Raw genomic sequence first — 17,393 nt, forward strand, 5'->3', positions numbered from 1 at the left:
TGCTTCATTTATTTTAAATCTTTCATCGGAACGGCGTCCATATCTCCGTAAGCTTTATTATCTCCGGCCATGCCCCAAATGAACGTATAATTGCTCGTGCCTACGCCGCTGTGGATCGACCAGCTCGGGGAGATGACCGCCTGTTCGTTTCTCATGACGATATGGCGGGTTTCGGTCGGTTCGCCCATCAAATGAATGACGACCGCATCCTCGGGAAGATCGAAGTACATGTAAGCCTCCATCCGGCGGGGGTGAACGTGGGCAGGCATCGTGTTCCACATGTTGCCGGTCTTCAGCTGCGTCATGCCCATGACAAGCTGCGAGCTTTGAATGCCGTTTTCATGAATGAAGCGGTGAATCGTCCGGTCATTGGAGTTTTGGATCGATCCCAACGCCCCGGATTCCGCTTCGGCCAGCGTCGTTTTTGCGGTAGGGAATTCCTTGTGGGCCGGCGCCGAGTTCAGATAAAATTTGGCGGGTTTGGCGGCGTCCTTGCTTTTGAAAATGACTTCCTTCGAGCCCATGCCTACGTAAAGACAATCTTTGGTGTTCAGTTCATATTCGGTTCCGTCCACGACGATCATGCCGGGTCCTCCTACGTTAATCGCTCCCAGCTCGCGCCGCTCCAGAAAGTATGCCACGCCGAGTTCCTTCAAGTCCACCTCGAGCTTCACCTCTTGCTGAACGGGCGCCGCGCCGCCGATGATCAGGCGGTCCTCGTGAGTCAACACCAGCTCCAAACCGTCCGGAGTAAACAGTTTAGGGATATGAAATTCCTGACGAAGCCGGTCGGTGTCAAAATGTTTTACTTCTTGGGGATGAGAAGCATAGCGTCTTTCCATAAATAATTCTCCTCTTTTCGTTTATTTAGGTTTATAATGTTCATATAGGTTTAGATTAATCTTTTTGCGTTCATATTGCAAGCTTCTTTCCCTCTTATTTTTATTCCGGAAGCGGGGATGCGATAGAACAGTAATGCAAGTACTTTAAAAAGAAAGGAATGGAGTTAATAATTCTAATTTTGAGGATGGGACAAATATGATAGGATAGAGCCAGATCATTTTTGAGCTGCGCGTTCGGTCTGGGAAGGAGAACGAATGAACGTATACGAACAAAGAATGAACCAGATTGTACATGCCGTGGCGGAAAAGGCCTGGAATCAGCCTTTGCTGCCCAGCGGACTATGGTTTCACGGGGATGTACGCGATAATTTTTATTACGCTTCTTATTTGTTTGCGGCCGCGGTCGATTCGGATTCGGCGGCGGAACTTCCGTTTGAACGGAGGGAGGCAAAAAAACGGGCCGAGCAAGTTCTTGACCGGGTGCTCGGGCTGCAGCAGCGGGATCCGGATCGTCCGATGTACGGTCACTGGCCGCTGAACCTGGATCCGGAGCCCGATGCGGCGGCTCCGCACGAACTGCCGGTGGAACTGATGGGCAGTCTGATGGCGTGGTTCCGCCGCCGATATGAACGGGAGATAGACGGAAGACTGGCCGCAGAGTTGGAGGCCTCGCTTGAGCATATCTACCGCGGAGGCTTTTACCGCAAGCCGCTTACCGTGTGCAATCACCACGAGGCCAAGTATACGGCGGCCAAGCTGATTTTCGGGCAGCTTTTCAAGGATTCGGAGCTGCTGGAGGACGGAAAGAACAGTCTGAAGGAAACGCTGCGCCGTCTTCGCATGGACGGCATGGCGGAGTATGGCTGTTTGCCTTGGTTCTGGCATTGGGTACAGGCATTTAACTGCGCGCTGGAGTTTGCGGAGGATCCCGGGCTGCGGGGGAACCTGGAGGAGTTGCTCGATGAGCTGTGGAGCTTGCGTGCCGCTTATTATTTGCGGGGAGCCTGGGCGGGTGCACGTTCCAGAGCATGGCCCCATGACGCTCCGAAAGACGGGAATCCGCTGCACGACTTCGTTCAATTCGGGGATTTTGAGCTACCCGTGGAAATGCCGCGGACGGAGTATGCCGGCTTCCTGTTTTACGAAGCGCCGGAAGCCGCGCGGCAAAAGGCTTTGCAGCGGAGTGAGCCGTCGGAAGTTCGTAAGGTATTGCGGAAAACGGTCGACGGCACAAAGCGGGAGCTGCATTCCTACGCCTACGTAACGGAGCATTTTGCCGCCGGCGGATTGTGGGAACGCGTCCGGGAGTTCGACAACGAGCAACTGCGCTGGATGTTCAGCCTTCCCGTGCGTCAAGGGGGAAAGGGAAACCAGCTTTACTTTTTCCGCCCGGGCGAAGGCTATGATCCTTCCGGGCTTGACCCGAGGCATCAAAGCGGGCGGATGGAGGTGCTATACCACCAAAATGTGACGCTCGCCCTTTTTCCGCCTCGGGAACGGAACGACGATCGCGAGGCTGGCGAAGTTGTCGGCGTGCTTCCGGAAGGGGAATGGATCTGCGAACCGGAGGCGTTGTTCGGAAAAGCGGAGGGCGTTTTGTTTGCCGTCTTCTTGTCCGGCCGGTATGAAATCCGTCCGATGTCCGGATACAGCCTTGTCGTTTGCTCCGCTGCCAGCGTAGGCGTCGTCGTAGAGGCGCTCCCCGTAAAAGAAGCCGATCAGCGGGGAGTTCGATGCCTGGAGGATTTCGCCGCTTGGATGGCCGAACGGAAACCTGCATTTGAGCTGGGCGGCACGTCGTTCGCCGTCGATTATAACGGGGTAATGACCGGGGACACGCTGAGCCTGGCGGGTTCCTCTTTAGGGGACTTTGATCCGCTCGTCAACGGGCAGCGGATTTCATTCGGGAATTATACGGTTTGAACTGAAACAAAATCCAATATAAGAAAGAGGAGATCACATGAAAAAGTTGCAGCTGATCCAAAAAATCGTTGAAGAAGGCGTCGTGGCGGTGCTTCGCGGCGACACGCCGGAGCAAGTGGTGGAAATGGCCGAGCAGGCGATTGCCGGCGGCATTAAGGTGATCGAGGTGACGATGACCGTTCCGTTCGCGATCCGTGCCATCGAAACGTTGTCCCGCAAATATTCGTGGGATTCGAAGGATCCCGACACATTTGCCATCATCGGTGTCGGAACCGTGCTGGATCCGGAAACCGCGCGTGCGGCGATCCTGAGCGGGGCCCAGTTCGTCGTCGGCCCGTGTTTGAACCGCGAGACCGTTATGCTGTGCAACCGGTATCGCGTTCCGATCATGCCGGGGGCGATGACGATCAAGGAAATCCAAGAAGCGCTGGAGCTTGGCGCCGATATCGTCAAGCTGTTCCCGGGCAACCTTTACGATCCGTCGATGATCAAGGCGATCAAAGGCCCGCTGCCGCAAGCCAACATTATGCCGACAGGCGGCGTGTCGCTGGACAACCTCGGGGAATGGATCAAGGCCGGCGCGGTAGCCGTGGGCATCGGCTCGGATTTGACGACAGAAGCTTTGAAGCAAAAGGATTTTTCGTTGGTTGCGAAAAAAGCGGCCGCCTACAAAGAAGCTTATCTGCAAGCTAAAGGACGGTAAAAAGAAAGCTGCCCCCCGATGGACCGACTCGTCCATGCCGGAGGCGCAGCTTTTTGAGTTTTAATGGTCCGTCCGGCAAGCAAATGTTGTACTTTATGCAACAAAAGTGCTGAAATACGGGGCTACGAGTGTAAATGTTGCATTAATTGCAGCATTTTGCTACCTTACCTCGCCAAATCGGACGGAATCCGCTGAAAATGTTGTACAATGTACAGCTTGTGTATCAAAAGGTAGCCGTGAGAGGCAAAATGTTGCATAAAATACAGCAAAGGGTGCACCGCGGAACATGAACATGAGCATGAACATGAACATGAACATGAACATGAACATGAACATGAACATGAACATGTTGTACTTTATGCAACAAAAGTGCTGAAATGCGGGGCTACAAGTGTAAATGTTGTATTAAATGCAGCATTTTGCTGCCTTACCTCGCCAAATCGGACACAATTCGCTGAAAATGTTGTACAAAGTGCAACTTTGTGTATCAAAAGGTAGCCGTGAGAGGCAAAATGTTGCATAAAATACAGCAAAGGGTACGCCGCGGAACATGAACATGAGCATGTTGTACTTTATGCAACAAAAGTGCTGAAATGCGGGGCTACAAGTGTAAATGTTGTATTAATTGCAGCAATTTGAAGGCTTACCTCGCCAAACCGGACGAAATAAACTGAAAATGTTGTACTTTATGCAACAAAAGTGCTGAAATACGGGGTTACGAGTGTAAATGTTGTATTAAATGCAGCATTTTGCTGCCTTACCTCGCCAAATCGGACGGAATCCGCTGAAAATGTTGTACAATGTACAGCTTTGTGTATCAAAAGGTAGCTGTGAGAGACAAAATGTTGCATAAAATACAGCAAAGGGTGCACCATGGAACATGAACATGAACATGAACATGAACATGAACATGAACATGAACATGAACATGAACATGAACATGAACATGAACATGAACATGAACATGAACATGAGCATGTTGTACTTTATGCAACAAAAGTGCTGAAATACGGGGCTTCGAGTGTAAATGTTGTATTAAATGCAGCAATTTGAAGGCTTACCTCGCCAAATCGGACGAAATCCGCTGAAAATGTTGTACAATGTGCAGCTTGTGTATCAAAAGGTAGCCGTGAGAGGCAAAATGTTGCATAAAATACAGCAAAGGGTGCATTGCTGAGCATGAACATGAACATGGACATGGACATGGACATGGACATGTAAAGTCTCAGCAAGTGCACCCTTTTCCAGTTAAGACTGCCGTGACGCCGCTGAAGCGAACGAACCTTGTGAGCGCCGGGGGCGGGGCCTAATCCAACGTATAAGGCTCCAATCCGAGGGGCAACGCCGCCGGCTTACGGCAGCGGCTCTGCATTTCATGATATCGTCCCGAATCGGACGAGTCATGGAACGCCCACATCGCTTCCAGCACGTGGTAAGCGAGCTCGCCGCTGGCGCGGTGCGGGCGGCCGCCGAGCAGCACATGAGCCATGTCGGCCGGGCCGATGCCGCGGGTGTTGCCCTCGTAGCCCGGCAGCAGCGGCTGCTCGGTCCAGCGGTCTTCACCGGTTCGCCGATACTTGACCGGTCCGCCGAAGGTGTTCGGGTCCGGCACCAGCAAGGAGCCTTCGGTGCCGTGGATTTCGATCGGCGGTAGACTGCTGCCGCCGAATATATCAAAGCTGGTGACGAGGGTGGCGATGGCGCCGCCCTCGAACTCCAGCGTTCCGGCAACGTGCGTCGGAACTTCGACGGGAATCCGCGAGCCGAACTTCTTCTCGCTGGTGATGGTCCGTTCCGGCAACGCCATGCCGGTGATGCCGGCAATCCGGGTGATCGGCCCCAGCAATTGCACTAGCGCCGTCAGGTAGTACGGCCCCATGTCGAACATCGGCCCGCCGCCCGGCGCATAGTAAAACTCCGGATCCGGATGCCAAAATTCATGGCCTCGGCTCATCATGAACGCCGTAGCCGATACCGGCCGCCCGATCACGCCGTCTTCGACGAGTTTCAGCGCGGTCTGGATGCCCGCTCCGAAAAACGTCTCCGGCGCGCAGCCCACCATCAGCCCTCTGGACCGCGCTTCTTCCAGTACCTGGCGTCCCTCTTCGAGGGAAACGGCCAACGGTTTTTCCACGTAAACGTGCTTGCCTGCCTGAAGCGCCTTCAAACTAACTTCGGCGTGTACCTTCGGTATAGTCAGATTAATGACGATGCCGATCTCCGGATCGGCGAGCAATTCCTCTACCGAACAGGCGCGGGGGATGCCGTAAGCGGCGGCTTGCTCCCTGGCCCGGTTCAAATCGAGGTCCGCGCAGGCTACGAGGTCCAAGACTTCGAATTTCGGACAATTTTCCATATAAATGCCGCTGATTTTTCCGCAGCCGATGATGCCGACTTTGATTTTTTTCATAAGGGGTCCCATTCCTTTATGCTTGATATTGGTTGTCGCCCATGCCGCTGTAATTGAATTTGGTATCGTCACTGCCGCCGCCCGCTTGCAAGGAAATGGCACGCTGCTTGCCTTCCGCGGCCCACAGCAGCCCCCGGGTCATGAGCTCCTTGACCGTCGGAAGCGCCACGACATCGGCGTGATGGCCCAGCGAATTGTAATAGACCCGGCCGTAGCCCCAGCGTTTCGTCCAAATGACCGGCATATCCACCGCCTTATTGAAGCGATGCGGGCCGTCGATCACCGGAAACCGGGTCGTGGCCAGCACTTCGACCGCTGGGTCGACATGCAGGTAGTACTGCTCCGTTTTTACCATGAAATCCTCGATGCCATCCACCAAAGGACTGGAGGTTTGCTTAATTTCCACTTTATACTCGACCCCGTCGTTCCCCGGATGGGCGACCCATTGCCCGCCGGTCATGAACTGCCAGTCCACGTTGTTGCGGAACGAATCGCACATGCCGCCGTGGCATCCGGCGAGTCCGGTCCCGGCTTGCACGGCTGCGGAAACGTTGTTCACCAGCTCCTGGGCGATTTCGCCCATCGTCCAAACCGGAACGATCAGGTCGAGGCCAAGCAATTTATCGGCGTCCGCAAAAGCCTCCAGCGTATCCGAAACTTCCACGTCAAAGCGGTGTTCCCGCAAGCTTTCTGCAAATATTCCCGCGACCTGCTCCGGCTCATGGCCGTCCCAGCCGCCCCAGACGATTAGCGCTTTTTTGTTCATGATCATATCTCCTTAAAATATCCGAATTCCGTACATGCTACATTTCCGACAGATCCACCCAACGTCGCTCGTTCACCGAACGCTCCACCGCTTCAAGTACGGCCTGGCACTTCACCCCGTCGCGGAAATTCGGTTCGGGCTGACGGCCTTCCGAAATCGCATTGCCCAGCTCCAAAACTTCGTGAATGAAGGTGTGTTCAAAGCCGATCGTATGACCCGGCGGCCACCAGGCTTCCGCATAGGCGTGAGCCGGATCCGTCGCCAGCACGCGGCGGAAGCCCTGAACATCCTCGTCGTCCGAGGTGAAGTACACTTCGAGTTCATTCATCCGCTCAAAGTCGAATTTGACGCTGCCCAGGCTGCCGTTGATCTCGAACGCATTGGTCGACCGGTGTCCCGCAGCAAAGCGCGTCGCCTCGAAGCTGCCGAGCGCGCCGTTCGCGAACCGGGCCAGAAACAATGTCGCATCGTCCACCGTTACAGGGCCTTTCGGCACGTCCGCCGATCCTTTGCCGCCTTTGGCACTGGCGCTAAGTCCGGTCATTTCCTCCGCGAGCGGCCGCTCCTTGATAAACGTTTCGCTCATCCCGATCACTTCGGAAATATCGCCGACCAAATAATGGGCAAGGTCGATGAGATGCGCTCCGAGGTCGCCATGGGAACCGGATCCGGCGATGTCTTTTTGCAGCCGCCATACGAGCGGGAATTCCGGGTCGAGAATCCAGTCCTGGAGGAACCAGGCGCGGAAATGATAGATTTTACCCAGCCGTCCGCTCTCCACCAGCTTTTTGACCAGCTTCACCGCCGGGGAAAAACGATAGTTGAACCCGACCATGTGACATACGCCCGCTTCCTCCGCAGCCTGGAGCATCTCGCGGGAATCGCTCAGTGTAAGCGCTAACGGTTTTTCGCAAAAAATATGCTTTCCCGCCTTCGCGGCAGCCAGCGCGATTTCTTTGTGCACATCGCTCGGCGCATTTATGTCGACCAGGTCGATGTCATCCCGGGCGACGAGCTCCTTCCAGTCCGTGACGAATTCTCTCCAGCCCAATTGTTCGGCAGCCCGTTCCACGGCGCTGCTGTCCCTTCCGCACAAAACCGCCATTTCCGGCTTCACCGCTTCGGGAAAAAACATCGGTAACGTACGGTACGCGTTGCTGTGTGCTTTTCCCATAAACTTGTAACCTACCATCCCGACTCGCAGCTGCTTCATATCTACCATCCCTCCGTTATAGGATCAAATTTGAAATGAGGTGAGTAAGTCCAATATAACAAGTTACCGATACGATCTCTCGCCAGTTTATGCCGGTTACCAGTCAAAAAATGTACTTTTTCGAATTGTTAGTTCCAGTTGTATCGTTACTTCTTGGCTTTGCGTATGTCGGACGGAGCCCCGCCCCGAAGCTCGCGGTATACCCGATTAAAGGTTCGGACGCTGCCGAAGCCGCATTCCAGGGCGATTTCCGTGATGCTCGCGTCGCTATGCTCCAGTTTGCCTGCGGCGTTCATGACCCGGATGGAATTCAGATAGGTTCTGAAATTCATGCCGATCGACTTTTTGAATGTGCGACAAAAATAGGACGGCTCCATGCCGAACTCTTTGCACATCGCCTCGACGGAAAGATCCTCCTGGTAATGTTCCTCGATATATGACAGCATCCGCTGAACTCTGCGTTTTCCGGTGGAAGTCCGGTCTTGAGCGCCGCGCTCCAGGGAACGGACGGGGAGATGCCTTTCCAGCAGGCCGCAGAGCTCCAGCAAGCCGGCTTGAACGAGCAAACGATGCCCGGGAGCTCTACCGTTCATTTCCTCGAGAATCCGGCCCAAGATGGATTTCACCGGTTCCAACCCGGGCAGGGACCCCGGTATAAAGGGGGAGTCGAAACGGAAATCGGCGGGCCAGTTCAACGCTTTGCCGACCAGTTCCGGCCGAAAGATGACCACGATCGCGCTGGAGGACAGGTCTTTGCTGTCGAAATAATGAATATCATTGCTGCCGAACACGGCCATATCGCCCTCCCCAAGCAACCGTTTCTCCTCATTGGCGCCAATGAGAATTTGGCCGGATACGACATAAACGAATTCCACCTCGGTATGAAAATGCGGATAAAAGGACAGGTCCTTGCTTTGAAAGACCACGACGGGAAGCTCATGATCGAGTTTCCAGTTTTGATAAAACGATTTCATCGGGAAGACTCCTTGCTTGCGGCGTTTTCCCATATGATAAATGTAAGGGCTTTTTTTGTCTAATTGTTAGGGTATGAAGCCGGTTGTTTTTCACTTATAGTATTAAGAAAATTCATTTCGGGGGAAGGGAAGGGACGATAAGTGAGCTTAATAGAGACAAGAGGGCTGCAAAAAGTGTTCCGGCAAGCGGTCAAGGACCCCGGGCTGGCGGGAGCGGTCAAACACCTGTTCACCCAGAAGTACAAGGACAAATATGCCGTGGAAGGGATCGACCTGACCATCGAGGAAGGGGAAACGGTCGCCTATGTCGGCCCTAACGGGGCGGGGAAATCGACGACAATCAAAATGCTTAGCGGCGTGCTCGTTCCTTCCGGCGGCGAGATTCTGGTGGACGGGCTCGTGCCTTACAAGCAGCGGATGGAAAACGCCCAGCGGATCGGCGCGGTGTTCGGCCAACGTACCCAGCTGTGGTGGGATATTCCGGTCCGCGAATCGCTCGGCTTGCTGAGGGATATTTACCAGGTTCCGGCGGATAGGTTCAAAAAAAACATGGATGCGTTTACGGAATTGCTCGGGATGGAGTCTTTCCTCCATTTGTCCGCCCGTAAGCTGTCGCTCGGACAGCGGATGCGGGCCGATCTGGCCGCGGCGCTGCTGCACGATCCGAAGATCGTGTATCTCGACGAGCCGACGATCGGCCTGGATGTCGCGGTAAAGCACCGGATCCGGGATTTCATCAAGGAAATGAACCGGACCAAAGGAACGACGATGCTGCTGACGACGCACGATCTTGGCGATATCGAAGACCTGTGCGAGCGGCTGGTCATTATCGACCAGGGACGGATCATATACGACGGCAAACTCCAGGAGGTCAAGGATGCGTTTGCCCGGGAAAGAACCATACATATGCAGTTAAGCTCCCCGATTCCGGATGCGGAAAAACTATTCCTCGACCTGCCGGACGTAAGGGTAACGAGGCCGGAAGGGGAAGGAGTCGACTCACTTGCCCTTTCCATCCGGTTCGACAGGTTCCGGCTTACGGCCAGCGATATCGTCAAGCGGATCATGGGGCGCGGCGAAGTGGTCGATTTTCGCATCGACGAGCCGAGCATCGAAGACATCATCCGCCGCGTCTATGAAGGCCAACTGGATTCGGCCGAATTGCTCGAGGCCGGAAAGGGGAGTGCCTGATTGCAGATCGCACCGTCCTTTAAAAAATACGTCTCCCTGGCGCTCTGCGCCATGCAAAATACACTCGCTTACCGGCTCTCCTTCATCATGAATTTTCTCTCAAGCTTTATCGGGCTGATCGCCATGTATTTTCTGTGGCAGGCCGTTTATGCCGGTCAGGATCAGCTGTCCGGCTTTACTTGGAGTCAAATGCAATCCTATTTGCTCGTTACCTTTTTCATCAATTCCATGCTGTCCTACTATTCGGAATCCAGCATCACGAACAAAATTATCGACGGCAGCGTCATGATGGACCTGCTTCGGCCGATTCAGTTCCAAAAGGCAAGGCTGGCGGAATCGCTCGGCTCTTGCATCGTGGAAGGGCTGCTCAGCTGCGTGCTGATCGGTCTCGCGGCAATTTTTACGCTCGGCATTTCCCTGCCTCACGACGCCGCCACGATCCTGTTGTTCGCGCTCAGCATCGCCTCTTCGATCCTGCTTAAATTTTGCATCGTCTACCTGTCTGCCCTGCTTTGTTTCTGGACGACCAGCAGCTTCGGCATATATTGGGCACGGACGTCGATCACCAACTTGCTGTCCGGAGCCCTTGTACCGCTCGCGTTCTTCCCGGGCTGGCTGGAATCGCTCGCGATGGCGCTGCCGTTCCAGGGTATCGTGAACACCCCGGTATCGATCGGGCTCGGCATGGCGGGCGGAAGCGAAGCGCTGCGGCTGCTCGGCATTCAATGGGTGTGGATCATCCTGCTTTGGCTGCTCGGCAAATGGATGTGGTCCAGGGCCATTCGGCAAATCACGATTCACGGAGGATAAGGCGATGGAAATGAAAATGAAGGTGAAAAACTCGCCCCGGCGTCTTTTTTACTTATATTGGAGATTGTACAGTCAACAGTTGAAAGCGATGATGGAATATTCCGCGGACTTTTACATCATGATCGGCGCGGCCGCGCTGACCCAAATCACGGGTTTCCTCTTTTTGTGGGTCGTTTTCTCCCGCATCCCGGACATTCAGGGCTGGGGATTGTGGGAGGTCGCCTTCATGTACGCGGCAATCTATGTGTCGGAAGGCGTCGGATCCTTGTTTTTTGAAGGCACGTGGCGGATGCTGCGGCTTGTGAACATGGGGGAGCTGGATCGATACATGGTGCGCCCGGTTCCGATTGTATTTCAAATTTTTTGTACGGGAATCGGGATGAACGGACTCGGGAACATCTTGATCGGCGGGACGATCATCTTCATGTCCTTGAGCCATATGGATATCGCATGGAGCTTGCAGACGGTCGCCATGGCCGTGCTGTTGTTCGTTTCGGCGATGATTATCCGCGTGGCTATCAATCTCGCGGCCAACTGCGCGGCATTTTGGATCCGCAGCAGCGGAAACGCCTTTCCGATCATGATTCACAATTTGGGCGAATTCGCCAAGTATCCGATCACGATCTTTTCGCTTGGCCTGCAACTGGTGATATCCGTCGCCGTGCCTTTTGCGTTCGTCAGCTTTTTTCCGGCCGCCGTTCTGCTCGGCAAAGAACCGTGGAGCTGGTGGGGATGGCTTAGCCCGCTTGTCGCCGTCTACTTCGTTGCTTTAGCGCTGCTGGTATTGCGCATCGGCTTGCGGCGGTACGAGAGTGCGGGGAACTGACAAGAACTTCGAGACTTAGAGCAATAGGCTGGGTGATTTTGGAATATGACATTTTATTGACGGAGGGAACGAGAAGGAGTATATTATTTTTGTATTAAATAACAAAATCAATAACAAATTTTTGAATTAACATAACAAAATTGTGTTTTAACATAACAAATTATGTCTTTGTGATTGAGTGCTTTAAGTTACGGAATACGGGACCCCTTTTTCATAAAAAGGGGTCGTTTTTATGGAACTTCCGAAAACCGGGGAGGCCGGAAGATGAACGTCGTCAAAATGCTGAATGACATGAAGCTGAGAAGAAAATTGTCCCTAACGTTTATCACGGTTGCGGTTGTCCCGCTCCTGGTCAGCGGGATTTATCTGACCGGCAAGCTGCGGGAAATCATGGTCATGGATGCTTTCGAGCAAGCCGCGGACAATGTGGACCGCGTCCGGAAGAGAACGGAGGAGGTGATCAACGTTCCGCTTGACATCTCGTACCAGCTTTCGAACGACAGCCGCATGAAATCCGTGGCAAGCCGCAACTACGGCAGCTACATCGAAGTCATTCAGACGTACCGCCAATACTCCGACATTCGGGATTACATCCGGTTATACAAAGAAGTTAAGGCCATTCGGCTTTATACGCCGAATCCGACGATGATGAACAATTGGGAATTCATGCAGCCTGATGACCTGACTGAGCAGGCGGAGTGGTACAAAACGGCGCTGAGCAAAAAGGGGCTGGCCGGCTGGGGATTTATCCAGGACGAGCGTGATCAGGCATATTATCTAAGTTTGGTACGAAAAGTCACTCTGGATGAACCCGGTCAGGAAAGCGTACTCGTCATCAACGTGAATACGTCGTTACTCAACTCGATTCTTTCTCAAGAATCGTTCTCGACCATGATCGTGGACGACCAAAACAATATCGTGGCCGCCAACCGGCCGGATTTATACGGCAAAAATCTTGCCGAAGTGCATACCGGGGAAAGCATACTGACGCAAAAGGAAGGCAGCTTTGATGTCGTCATGGACGGAGAGCCGTCCAAAGTCGTCATCGCCAGCCTGATCCCTCAGAGCAGCTGGAATGGGTTGCGAATTATTTCCGTGTTTGCGGTGTCGGATATCGTCCGGGATGCGAACGGGGTGATCAGGCTGGCTACCCTGGTTATCGGCGGTTGCCTGATCATTGCGGTATTGCTTGTCCAAGCCTCGGCCTCCCTTATCACGAGCAGAGTATTGCGGCTAAGCAAACATATGTCCAGAGTAGGAACCGGCCCCGGTTCCTGGGATACCTATCTCGACCTGGACGGCAAGGATGAAATCGGGCAGCTTTCCAGGCAATTCAACGCGCTTGTCCATCGAATAAGCCATCTCATGACGGAAGTGGAGGAAAGCAACAGGCAAAAACGGTTGCTGGAGCAAAGGCAAAACGAGATCAAGTTCAAAATGCTGGCGAGCCAAATCAACCCGCATTTCCTGTTCAACACCCTCGAATCGATCCGAATGGAAGCGCATATCCGGGGAGAGGAAAATATAGCGCAAGCCGTCTGGCAGCTCAGCAGCCTGATTCGCAATAGCCTGGAGATCAGCGGCGGCAAGATCCGCCTTTCCGACGAGCTTAATATGGTGCTATGCTACCTGGATTTGCAGAAGTTCCGGTATGAAGACCGGCTTCAGTATAAACTCGAGATCGCCCCGGGCACGGAAGATGTCGAGCTTCCGCCTTTAATCGTCCAGCCGTTGGTGGAGAATTCGATTCTTCACGGGCTGGAACAAAAGGAGGAGGGGCCCACGCTGATTACCGTTCGAACCGAACTTGGCGAACATGGCGAGGTGCTCGTGGAGATTCATGACAACGGGGCGGGGATCGATTCCCGGAAGATGAATGATTTGCTAAAGCAGCTGAAGGATCCGGAGGAAGGCGAAGGGCGGATCGGGCTCCGTAATGTGCATGACCGTTTATGCCTGACTTACGGGGAACGGTCGGGGCTTTCGATGGAAAGTAAAAACGGCGAGGGAACCCGGATTACATTTTGCATACCGAGGGGGAAAGAATCCAATGTTCTCAGTGATGATTGTTGACGATGAACCTAAATTGCGCCTTGGACTGCAAACCTTGATTCCTTGGAAGGAACTGGGGTACGAAATCGTAGGAACGGCGGCGAGCGGAAATGAGGCGCTCGGCATGATCGGGGAGAACATGCCCGACGTGCTGCTGGTCGATATCCGCATGCCCGGCATGAACGGGCTGCAGCTCCTTCAGGAAATCCGGCGCCGCGAATGGAATATGCATGCCATCGTGCTCAGCGGATATGCGGACTTTGAATACGCCCGTCAGGCGCTTCAATATGGGGTTGAAGGCTATCTTCTTAAGCCCGTAAACAAAGCGGAATTGTCTTCTCTGTTAGAAAAGCTGCACGTCCGGCTTTCCGCGGAAAGATCGGAGAAGAAGGGGCAGCATGAAGTGAATTCCCGGGAATGGCTGGTGTATTCCTTGTTGTCCGGCTCGCACGATCTGGAAAGCGTTTCCCTGGAGGAGTTGGCCCAATCCCTTGGCATGGATTGGCCGAAGTTTCAGGTTGTATTGATTGGTTTTTCGGGCCTGCACCCGGAGGAGGACGACCGGATCCGCAGCTTCCGGGATCGGCTGGCTGCCGCGTACGCCTCGGACGGCAAAGGCGTAGTCCTTTATTTTGCTCCTTTTACCGTTCTGGTTCTCGGCAAACCGCCGGTCGGCGACTTCGCCCGGGCCGATCTGTACAGGGAACTTCATATGCTGTCCGGAGAGATCCGCGGCGAAATGGATGCCGCGGCGGGCGATACAGTCATGGCGCTTGAGCGGCTTCCGGATTCGTTCCGAACGGCCCGCTCCCTGCTGGAACATCGTTTTTTTTACGACAAGGGCAGGCTGTTAACGCCGGAGACTCCGGACAGCTACCGAACGACGGCCTCAAACCTTCTCGATGCTCCTTTGCCGGACGGGGAGGGGCTGGCTTTTCGCCTGTACTATTTGGTCGACGTCGGCCATGCCGAAGCGATTCAGTCTTTTCTGGACGGTGTCGCGGCACAAATGGTGGCGGAAGGAAAGAGCGAGACGGAGATTCGCGAGCGGTTCTTTTACTTGGCCAATGAGACGATACGAAAAATGGATCAACGGCTTTGGACGGAATCGGGTTATCCCGGGGAACCCACCCAATTCCTGGCGGGCATTTACAATCAGCGCTGCATTCGCGACCTCGTCGGTTATATAGTCGCGGTCATGGAAAAGCTTGCCCGTTGCTCCGACTACTCCAATAGGGATAACGAGTTGAAGCGGATGCTTGATTTCATCGACCGGAACTACAACGAAAACCTTAAGCTTGAAATGCTGTCAGAATTGTTCAATTACAGCAGATCCTATCTGGGACAGCTTTTCAAAAACCATACGGGGGAATATTTTAACGCATATTTGGATAAGGTCCGGATCGCAAAAGCCAAAGAACTGCTTGCTCGCGGCATGAAGGTATATGAAGTTGCCGAAAAGGTAGGATACTCGAACGTGAATTATTTTCACGGCAAATTTAAAAAAATCGATGGGCATTCGCCTTCCGCATATCAAAAGAAATCATAGTCCGGAACCGTGAGCTCCCCCTGGCAGCGCATGAACGTGCGCCCCGCAGGGGAGATTTTTTATTTTGTAAATGAATGATTGTTACTGAAAATACTGTGGATTTTGAGATGAATTTGTCCGAAATCCGTGATATGTTTCCAGGCCTTCGTTTGCTTTAGGATTATAGCAGAGAGGGGGGAAACGAATAGATGAAAGCGATAACACTAGAAAACCAAACCGGTAGCGGTCTGGGCAAAAAGCCGCAAAGATGGAAAGTGTTCAAGAATCAGAAATACCTTTACATGATGTCGATTCCTTTTGTAATCTGGGTCTTCATTTTTCAGTATTTGCCGCTTTGGGGCTGGACGATGGCCTTTCAAAACTATAAGCCGGGCAAAGGTTTTTTTGATCAGAAATGGGTCGGTTTCGAGCACTTTCAAACGCTGTTTCATGACGACCACTTCTATCTGGTATTAAGAAATACATTGGCGATGAGCCTCATGGGACTTGTGGCGGGCCTGATATTTCCGGTGATCTTTGCCGTTCTGCTTAATGAGGTGAGGGTTCAGGCCATGAAGCGGTTCGTGCAGACCGTTTCCTATTTGCCTCACTTCGTATCCTGGGTTGTGGCGGCGGGAATCGTGACCAAGATGCTGTCCACGGACGGCGGAGTGGTGAACGGCCTTCTGATGAGCCTGCATCTCATCGACGAACCCATTCAGTTTATGGCCAAGGGCCATCTGTTTTGGGGGATCGTGACGGGAGCCGACGTGTGGAAGGAGACAGGCTGGAACGCCATCATTTATTTGGCGGCCATTACGGGCATCGGTCCGGAGCTGTACGAGGCAGCCAAAGTCGACGGCGCCAGCCGGCTCAGACAAATATGGCATATTACGCTTCCGGGCATCCGTCCAACGATTATCGTTCTATTCATTATGTCGATCGGACATCTCATCGGTATCGGATTCGAGAAGCAATTCCTGCTGGGCAACCATATGGTTAGCGATTATTCCGAGGTGCTGGATTTGTATGCATTGAATTACGGTTTATCCATGGGGAGGTATTCCTTCGGCACCGCGATTAGCATTTTCAATTCGGTGATCAGCGTGATTCTGCTGTTTGTCGCGAATGGCATGTTTAAAAAGTTCGCTAACGAAAGCATCATGTAAAGGAGGAATTTTAATATGGGGACAGCCGAACCGGCCGTATCGGCCGCCGGAAAATCGAGGCTGGCATCCAAGTCTCCCCAAGACTGGACATTCGATATCATCGTATATGCGCTTATCACGATCATTACCGTCGTAACGCTCTATCCGTTCCTGAATGTGCTGGCTATTTCATTCAACGATTCCGTGGACACTGTGCGCGGCGGCATTTCGATTTACCCGAGAGAATTCACCTTGGAAAACTATAAGGTTATTTTCAGCTACGACGGATTGATTACCGGTTTTAAAATCTCGGTGCTCCGTACGCTTGCCGGTACGCTGGCAGGCTTAGTCAGCGGCTCCATGCTGGCCTACACGTTAGCGCGGACGGACTTCCAAGGAAGACGATTCATCTCGACGTTCTTGGCCATTACGATGTACGTCTCCGGCGGATTGATTCCCGGCTTTATTTTGATCAAGAATCTGGATCTGATCAATACTTTCGCGGTATATATTTTGCCGGGACTCGTAAGCGCCTTCAACATTTTCGTCATCCGTTCGTTTATCGACGGGATTCCTTATGCGCTTCAAGAATCCGCCAAGCTTGACGGGGCTAACGACTTTACGATCTATTGGCGGGTCATTCTTCCGCTCTGCAAGCCCGCGCTTGCGACCGTCGCGCTGTTTCTCGCCGTGGGGCAATGGAATTCCTGGTTCGATACTTACCTGTATAACGGTTCCAACGAAAACCTGACAACGCTGCAATATGAGCTTATGAAAGTGCTGCAGAGCACGACGACGAACGCGAACAACGTACGGGGCGAAAATTTGTCCCAACTGATGGCCCAGGTTTCTCCGGACTCGGTCAAAATGGCCATTACCATTATCGCAACGGTGCCAATTCTTGTCGTATACCCTTTCCTGCAGAAATATTTCGTGAAAGGGATGACGCTTGGGGCCGTGAAGAGCTGATGCTCCAAGGCAAGGCTAACCTGCTGCGGATAAGGTTG

The 17,393-nt window shown here is 53.3% G+C and carries 15 protein-coding genes; 10 read left to right on the forward strand and 5 right to left on the reverse strand.

The features are described 5' to 3' along the window. Positions 1–8 precede the first annotated feature (8 nt). A complete protein-coding gene (gene kduI / locus ACSFXJ_RS08455; RefSeq protein ID WP_435924731.1) occupies positions 9–842 on the reverse strand; it encodes a 5-dehydro-4-deoxy-D-glucuronate isomerase in 834 nt (277 codons plus the stop codon). A gap of 255 nt (positions 843–1,097) precedes the next feature. Between kduI and ACSFXJ_RS08460 the strand changes: the two genes are divergently transcribed. From ACSFXJ_RS08460 to ACSFXJ_RS08470, 3 genes are all read left to right on the forward strand, one after another. Next, positions 1,098–2,765, forward strand: coding sequence for a hypothetical protein (locus ACSFXJ_RS08460; protein ID WP_435924732.1), 1,668 nt, complete (start codon positions 1,098–1,100; stop codon positions 2,763–2,765). Positions 2,766–2,802: 37 nt separating this feature from the next. Then, the gene (locus ACSFXJ_RS08465; RefSeq protein WP_435924733.1) at positions 2,803–3,468 is read left to right on the forward strand and encodes a bifunctional 2-keto-4-hydroxyglutarate aldolase/2-keto-3-deoxy-6-phosphogluconate aldolase; all 666 of its coding nucleotides are present in this window, start codon (positions 2,803–2,805) and stop codon (positions 3,466–3,468) included. Positions 3,469–4,348: 880 nt separating this feature from the next. After that, positions 4,349–4,474: a hypothetical protein gene (locus ACSFXJ_RS08470; RefSeq protein ID WP_435924734.1), complete on the forward strand. Its 126-nt coding sequence runs from the start codon at positions 4,349–4,351 to the stop codon at positions 4,472–4,474. A gap of 300 nt (positions 4,475–4,774) precedes the next feature. On the opposite strand, the gene ACSFXJ_RS08475 is transcribed toward ACSFXJ_RS08470, so the two are convergent. The 4 genes from ACSFXJ_RS08475 to ACSFXJ_RS08490 all read right to left on the reverse strand — a co-directional run bounded on the left by ACSFXJ_RS08475 (position 4,775) and on the right by ACSFXJ_RS08490 (position 8,831). After that, complete coding sequence (locus tag ACSFXJ_RS08475; RefSeq protein ID WP_435924735.1) at positions 4,775–5,878, reverse strand: Gfo/Idh/MocA family protein; 1,104 nt, start codon at positions 5,876–5,878, stop codon at positions 4,775–4,777. A 16-nt stretch (positions 5,879–5,894) separates the two neighbouring features. Then, on the reverse strand, positions 5,895–6,644 hold the full coding sequence (locus ACSFXJ_RS08480) for a ThuA domain-containing protein (RefSeq protein WP_435924736.1): 750 nt from the start codon (positions 6,642–6,644) through the stop codon (positions 5,895–5,897). Between the two features lie 37 nt (positions 6,645–6,681). Continuing rightward, positions 6,682–7,857 carry a Gfo/Idh/MocA family protein gene (locus ACSFXJ_RS08485; protein WP_435924737.1) on the reverse strand — a complete coding sequence of 392 codons (1,176 nt, stop codon included), beginning with the start codon at positions 7,855–7,857 and terminating at the stop codon, positions 6,682–6,684. Between the two features lie 146 nt (positions 7,858–8,003). Beyond that, positions 8,004–8,831: a helix-turn-helix domain-containing protein gene (locus ACSFXJ_RS08490; protein ID WP_435924738.1), complete on the reverse strand. Its 828-nt coding sequence runs from the start codon at positions 8,829–8,831 to the stop codon at positions 8,004–8,006. A 141-nt stretch (positions 8,832–8,972) separates the two neighbouring features. Between ACSFXJ_RS08490 and ACSFXJ_RS08495 the strand changes: the two genes are divergently transcribed. From ACSFXJ_RS08495 to ACSFXJ_RS08525, 7 genes are all read left to right on the forward strand, one after another. Then, positions 8,973–10,022 (forward strand): ABC transporter ATP-binding protein, encoded by a 1,050-nt coding sequence (locus ACSFXJ_RS08495; protein ID WP_435924739.1) that lies wholly within the window; start codon positions 8,973–8,975, stop codon positions 10,020–10,022. Beyond that, positions 10,023–10,832 carry an ABC transporter permease gene (locus ACSFXJ_RS08500; RefSeq protein ID WP_435924740.1) on the forward strand — a complete coding sequence of 270 codons (810 nt, stop codon included), beginning with the start codon at positions 10,023–10,025 and terminating at the stop codon, positions 10,830–10,832. A gap of 4 nt (positions 10,833–10,836) precedes the next feature. Further along, on the forward strand, positions 10,837–11,658 hold the full coding sequence (locus ACSFXJ_RS08505; RefSeq protein WP_435924741.1) for an ABC transporter permease: 822 nt from the start codon (positions 10,837–10,839) through the stop codon (positions 11,656–11,658). A 264-nt stretch (positions 11,659–11,922) separates the two neighbouring features. Beyond that, positions 11,923–13,731: a sensor histidine kinase gene (locus ACSFXJ_RS08510; protein WP_435924742.1), complete on the forward strand. Its 1,809-nt coding sequence runs from the start codon at positions 11,923–11,925 to the stop codon at positions 13,729–13,731. Continuing rightward, complete coding sequence (locus ACSFXJ_RS08515) at positions 13,709–15,259, forward strand: response regulator transcription factor (protein ID WP_435924743.1); 1,551 nt, start codon at positions 13,709–13,711, stop codon at positions 15,257–15,259. The genes ACSFXJ_RS08510 and ACSFXJ_RS08515 overlap by 23 nt, the downstream gene beginning before the upstream one ends. Before the next feature lie 188 nt (positions 15,260–15,447). Further along, positions 15,448–16,407 carry an ABC transporter permease gene (locus tag ACSFXJ_RS08520; RefSeq protein WP_435924744.1) on the forward strand — a complete coding sequence of 320 codons (960 nt, stop codon included), beginning with the start codon at positions 15,448–15,450 and terminating at the stop codon, positions 16,405–16,407. A gap of 15 nt (positions 16,408–16,422) precedes the next feature. Continuing rightward, positions 16,423–17,355 (forward strand): carbohydrate ABC transporter permease, encoded by a 933-nt coding sequence (locus ACSFXJ_RS08525; protein WP_435924745.1) that lies wholly within the window; start codon positions 16,423–16,425, stop codon positions 17,353–17,355. Positions 17,356–17,393 lie beyond the last annotated feature (38 nt).

The sequence above is a fragment of the Paenibacillus salivarius genome, from assembly GCF_051307165.1.
In the GTDB taxonomy this organism is placed as follows: domain Bacteria; phylum Bacillota; class Bacilli; order Paenibacillales; family Paenibacillaceae; genus Fontibacillus.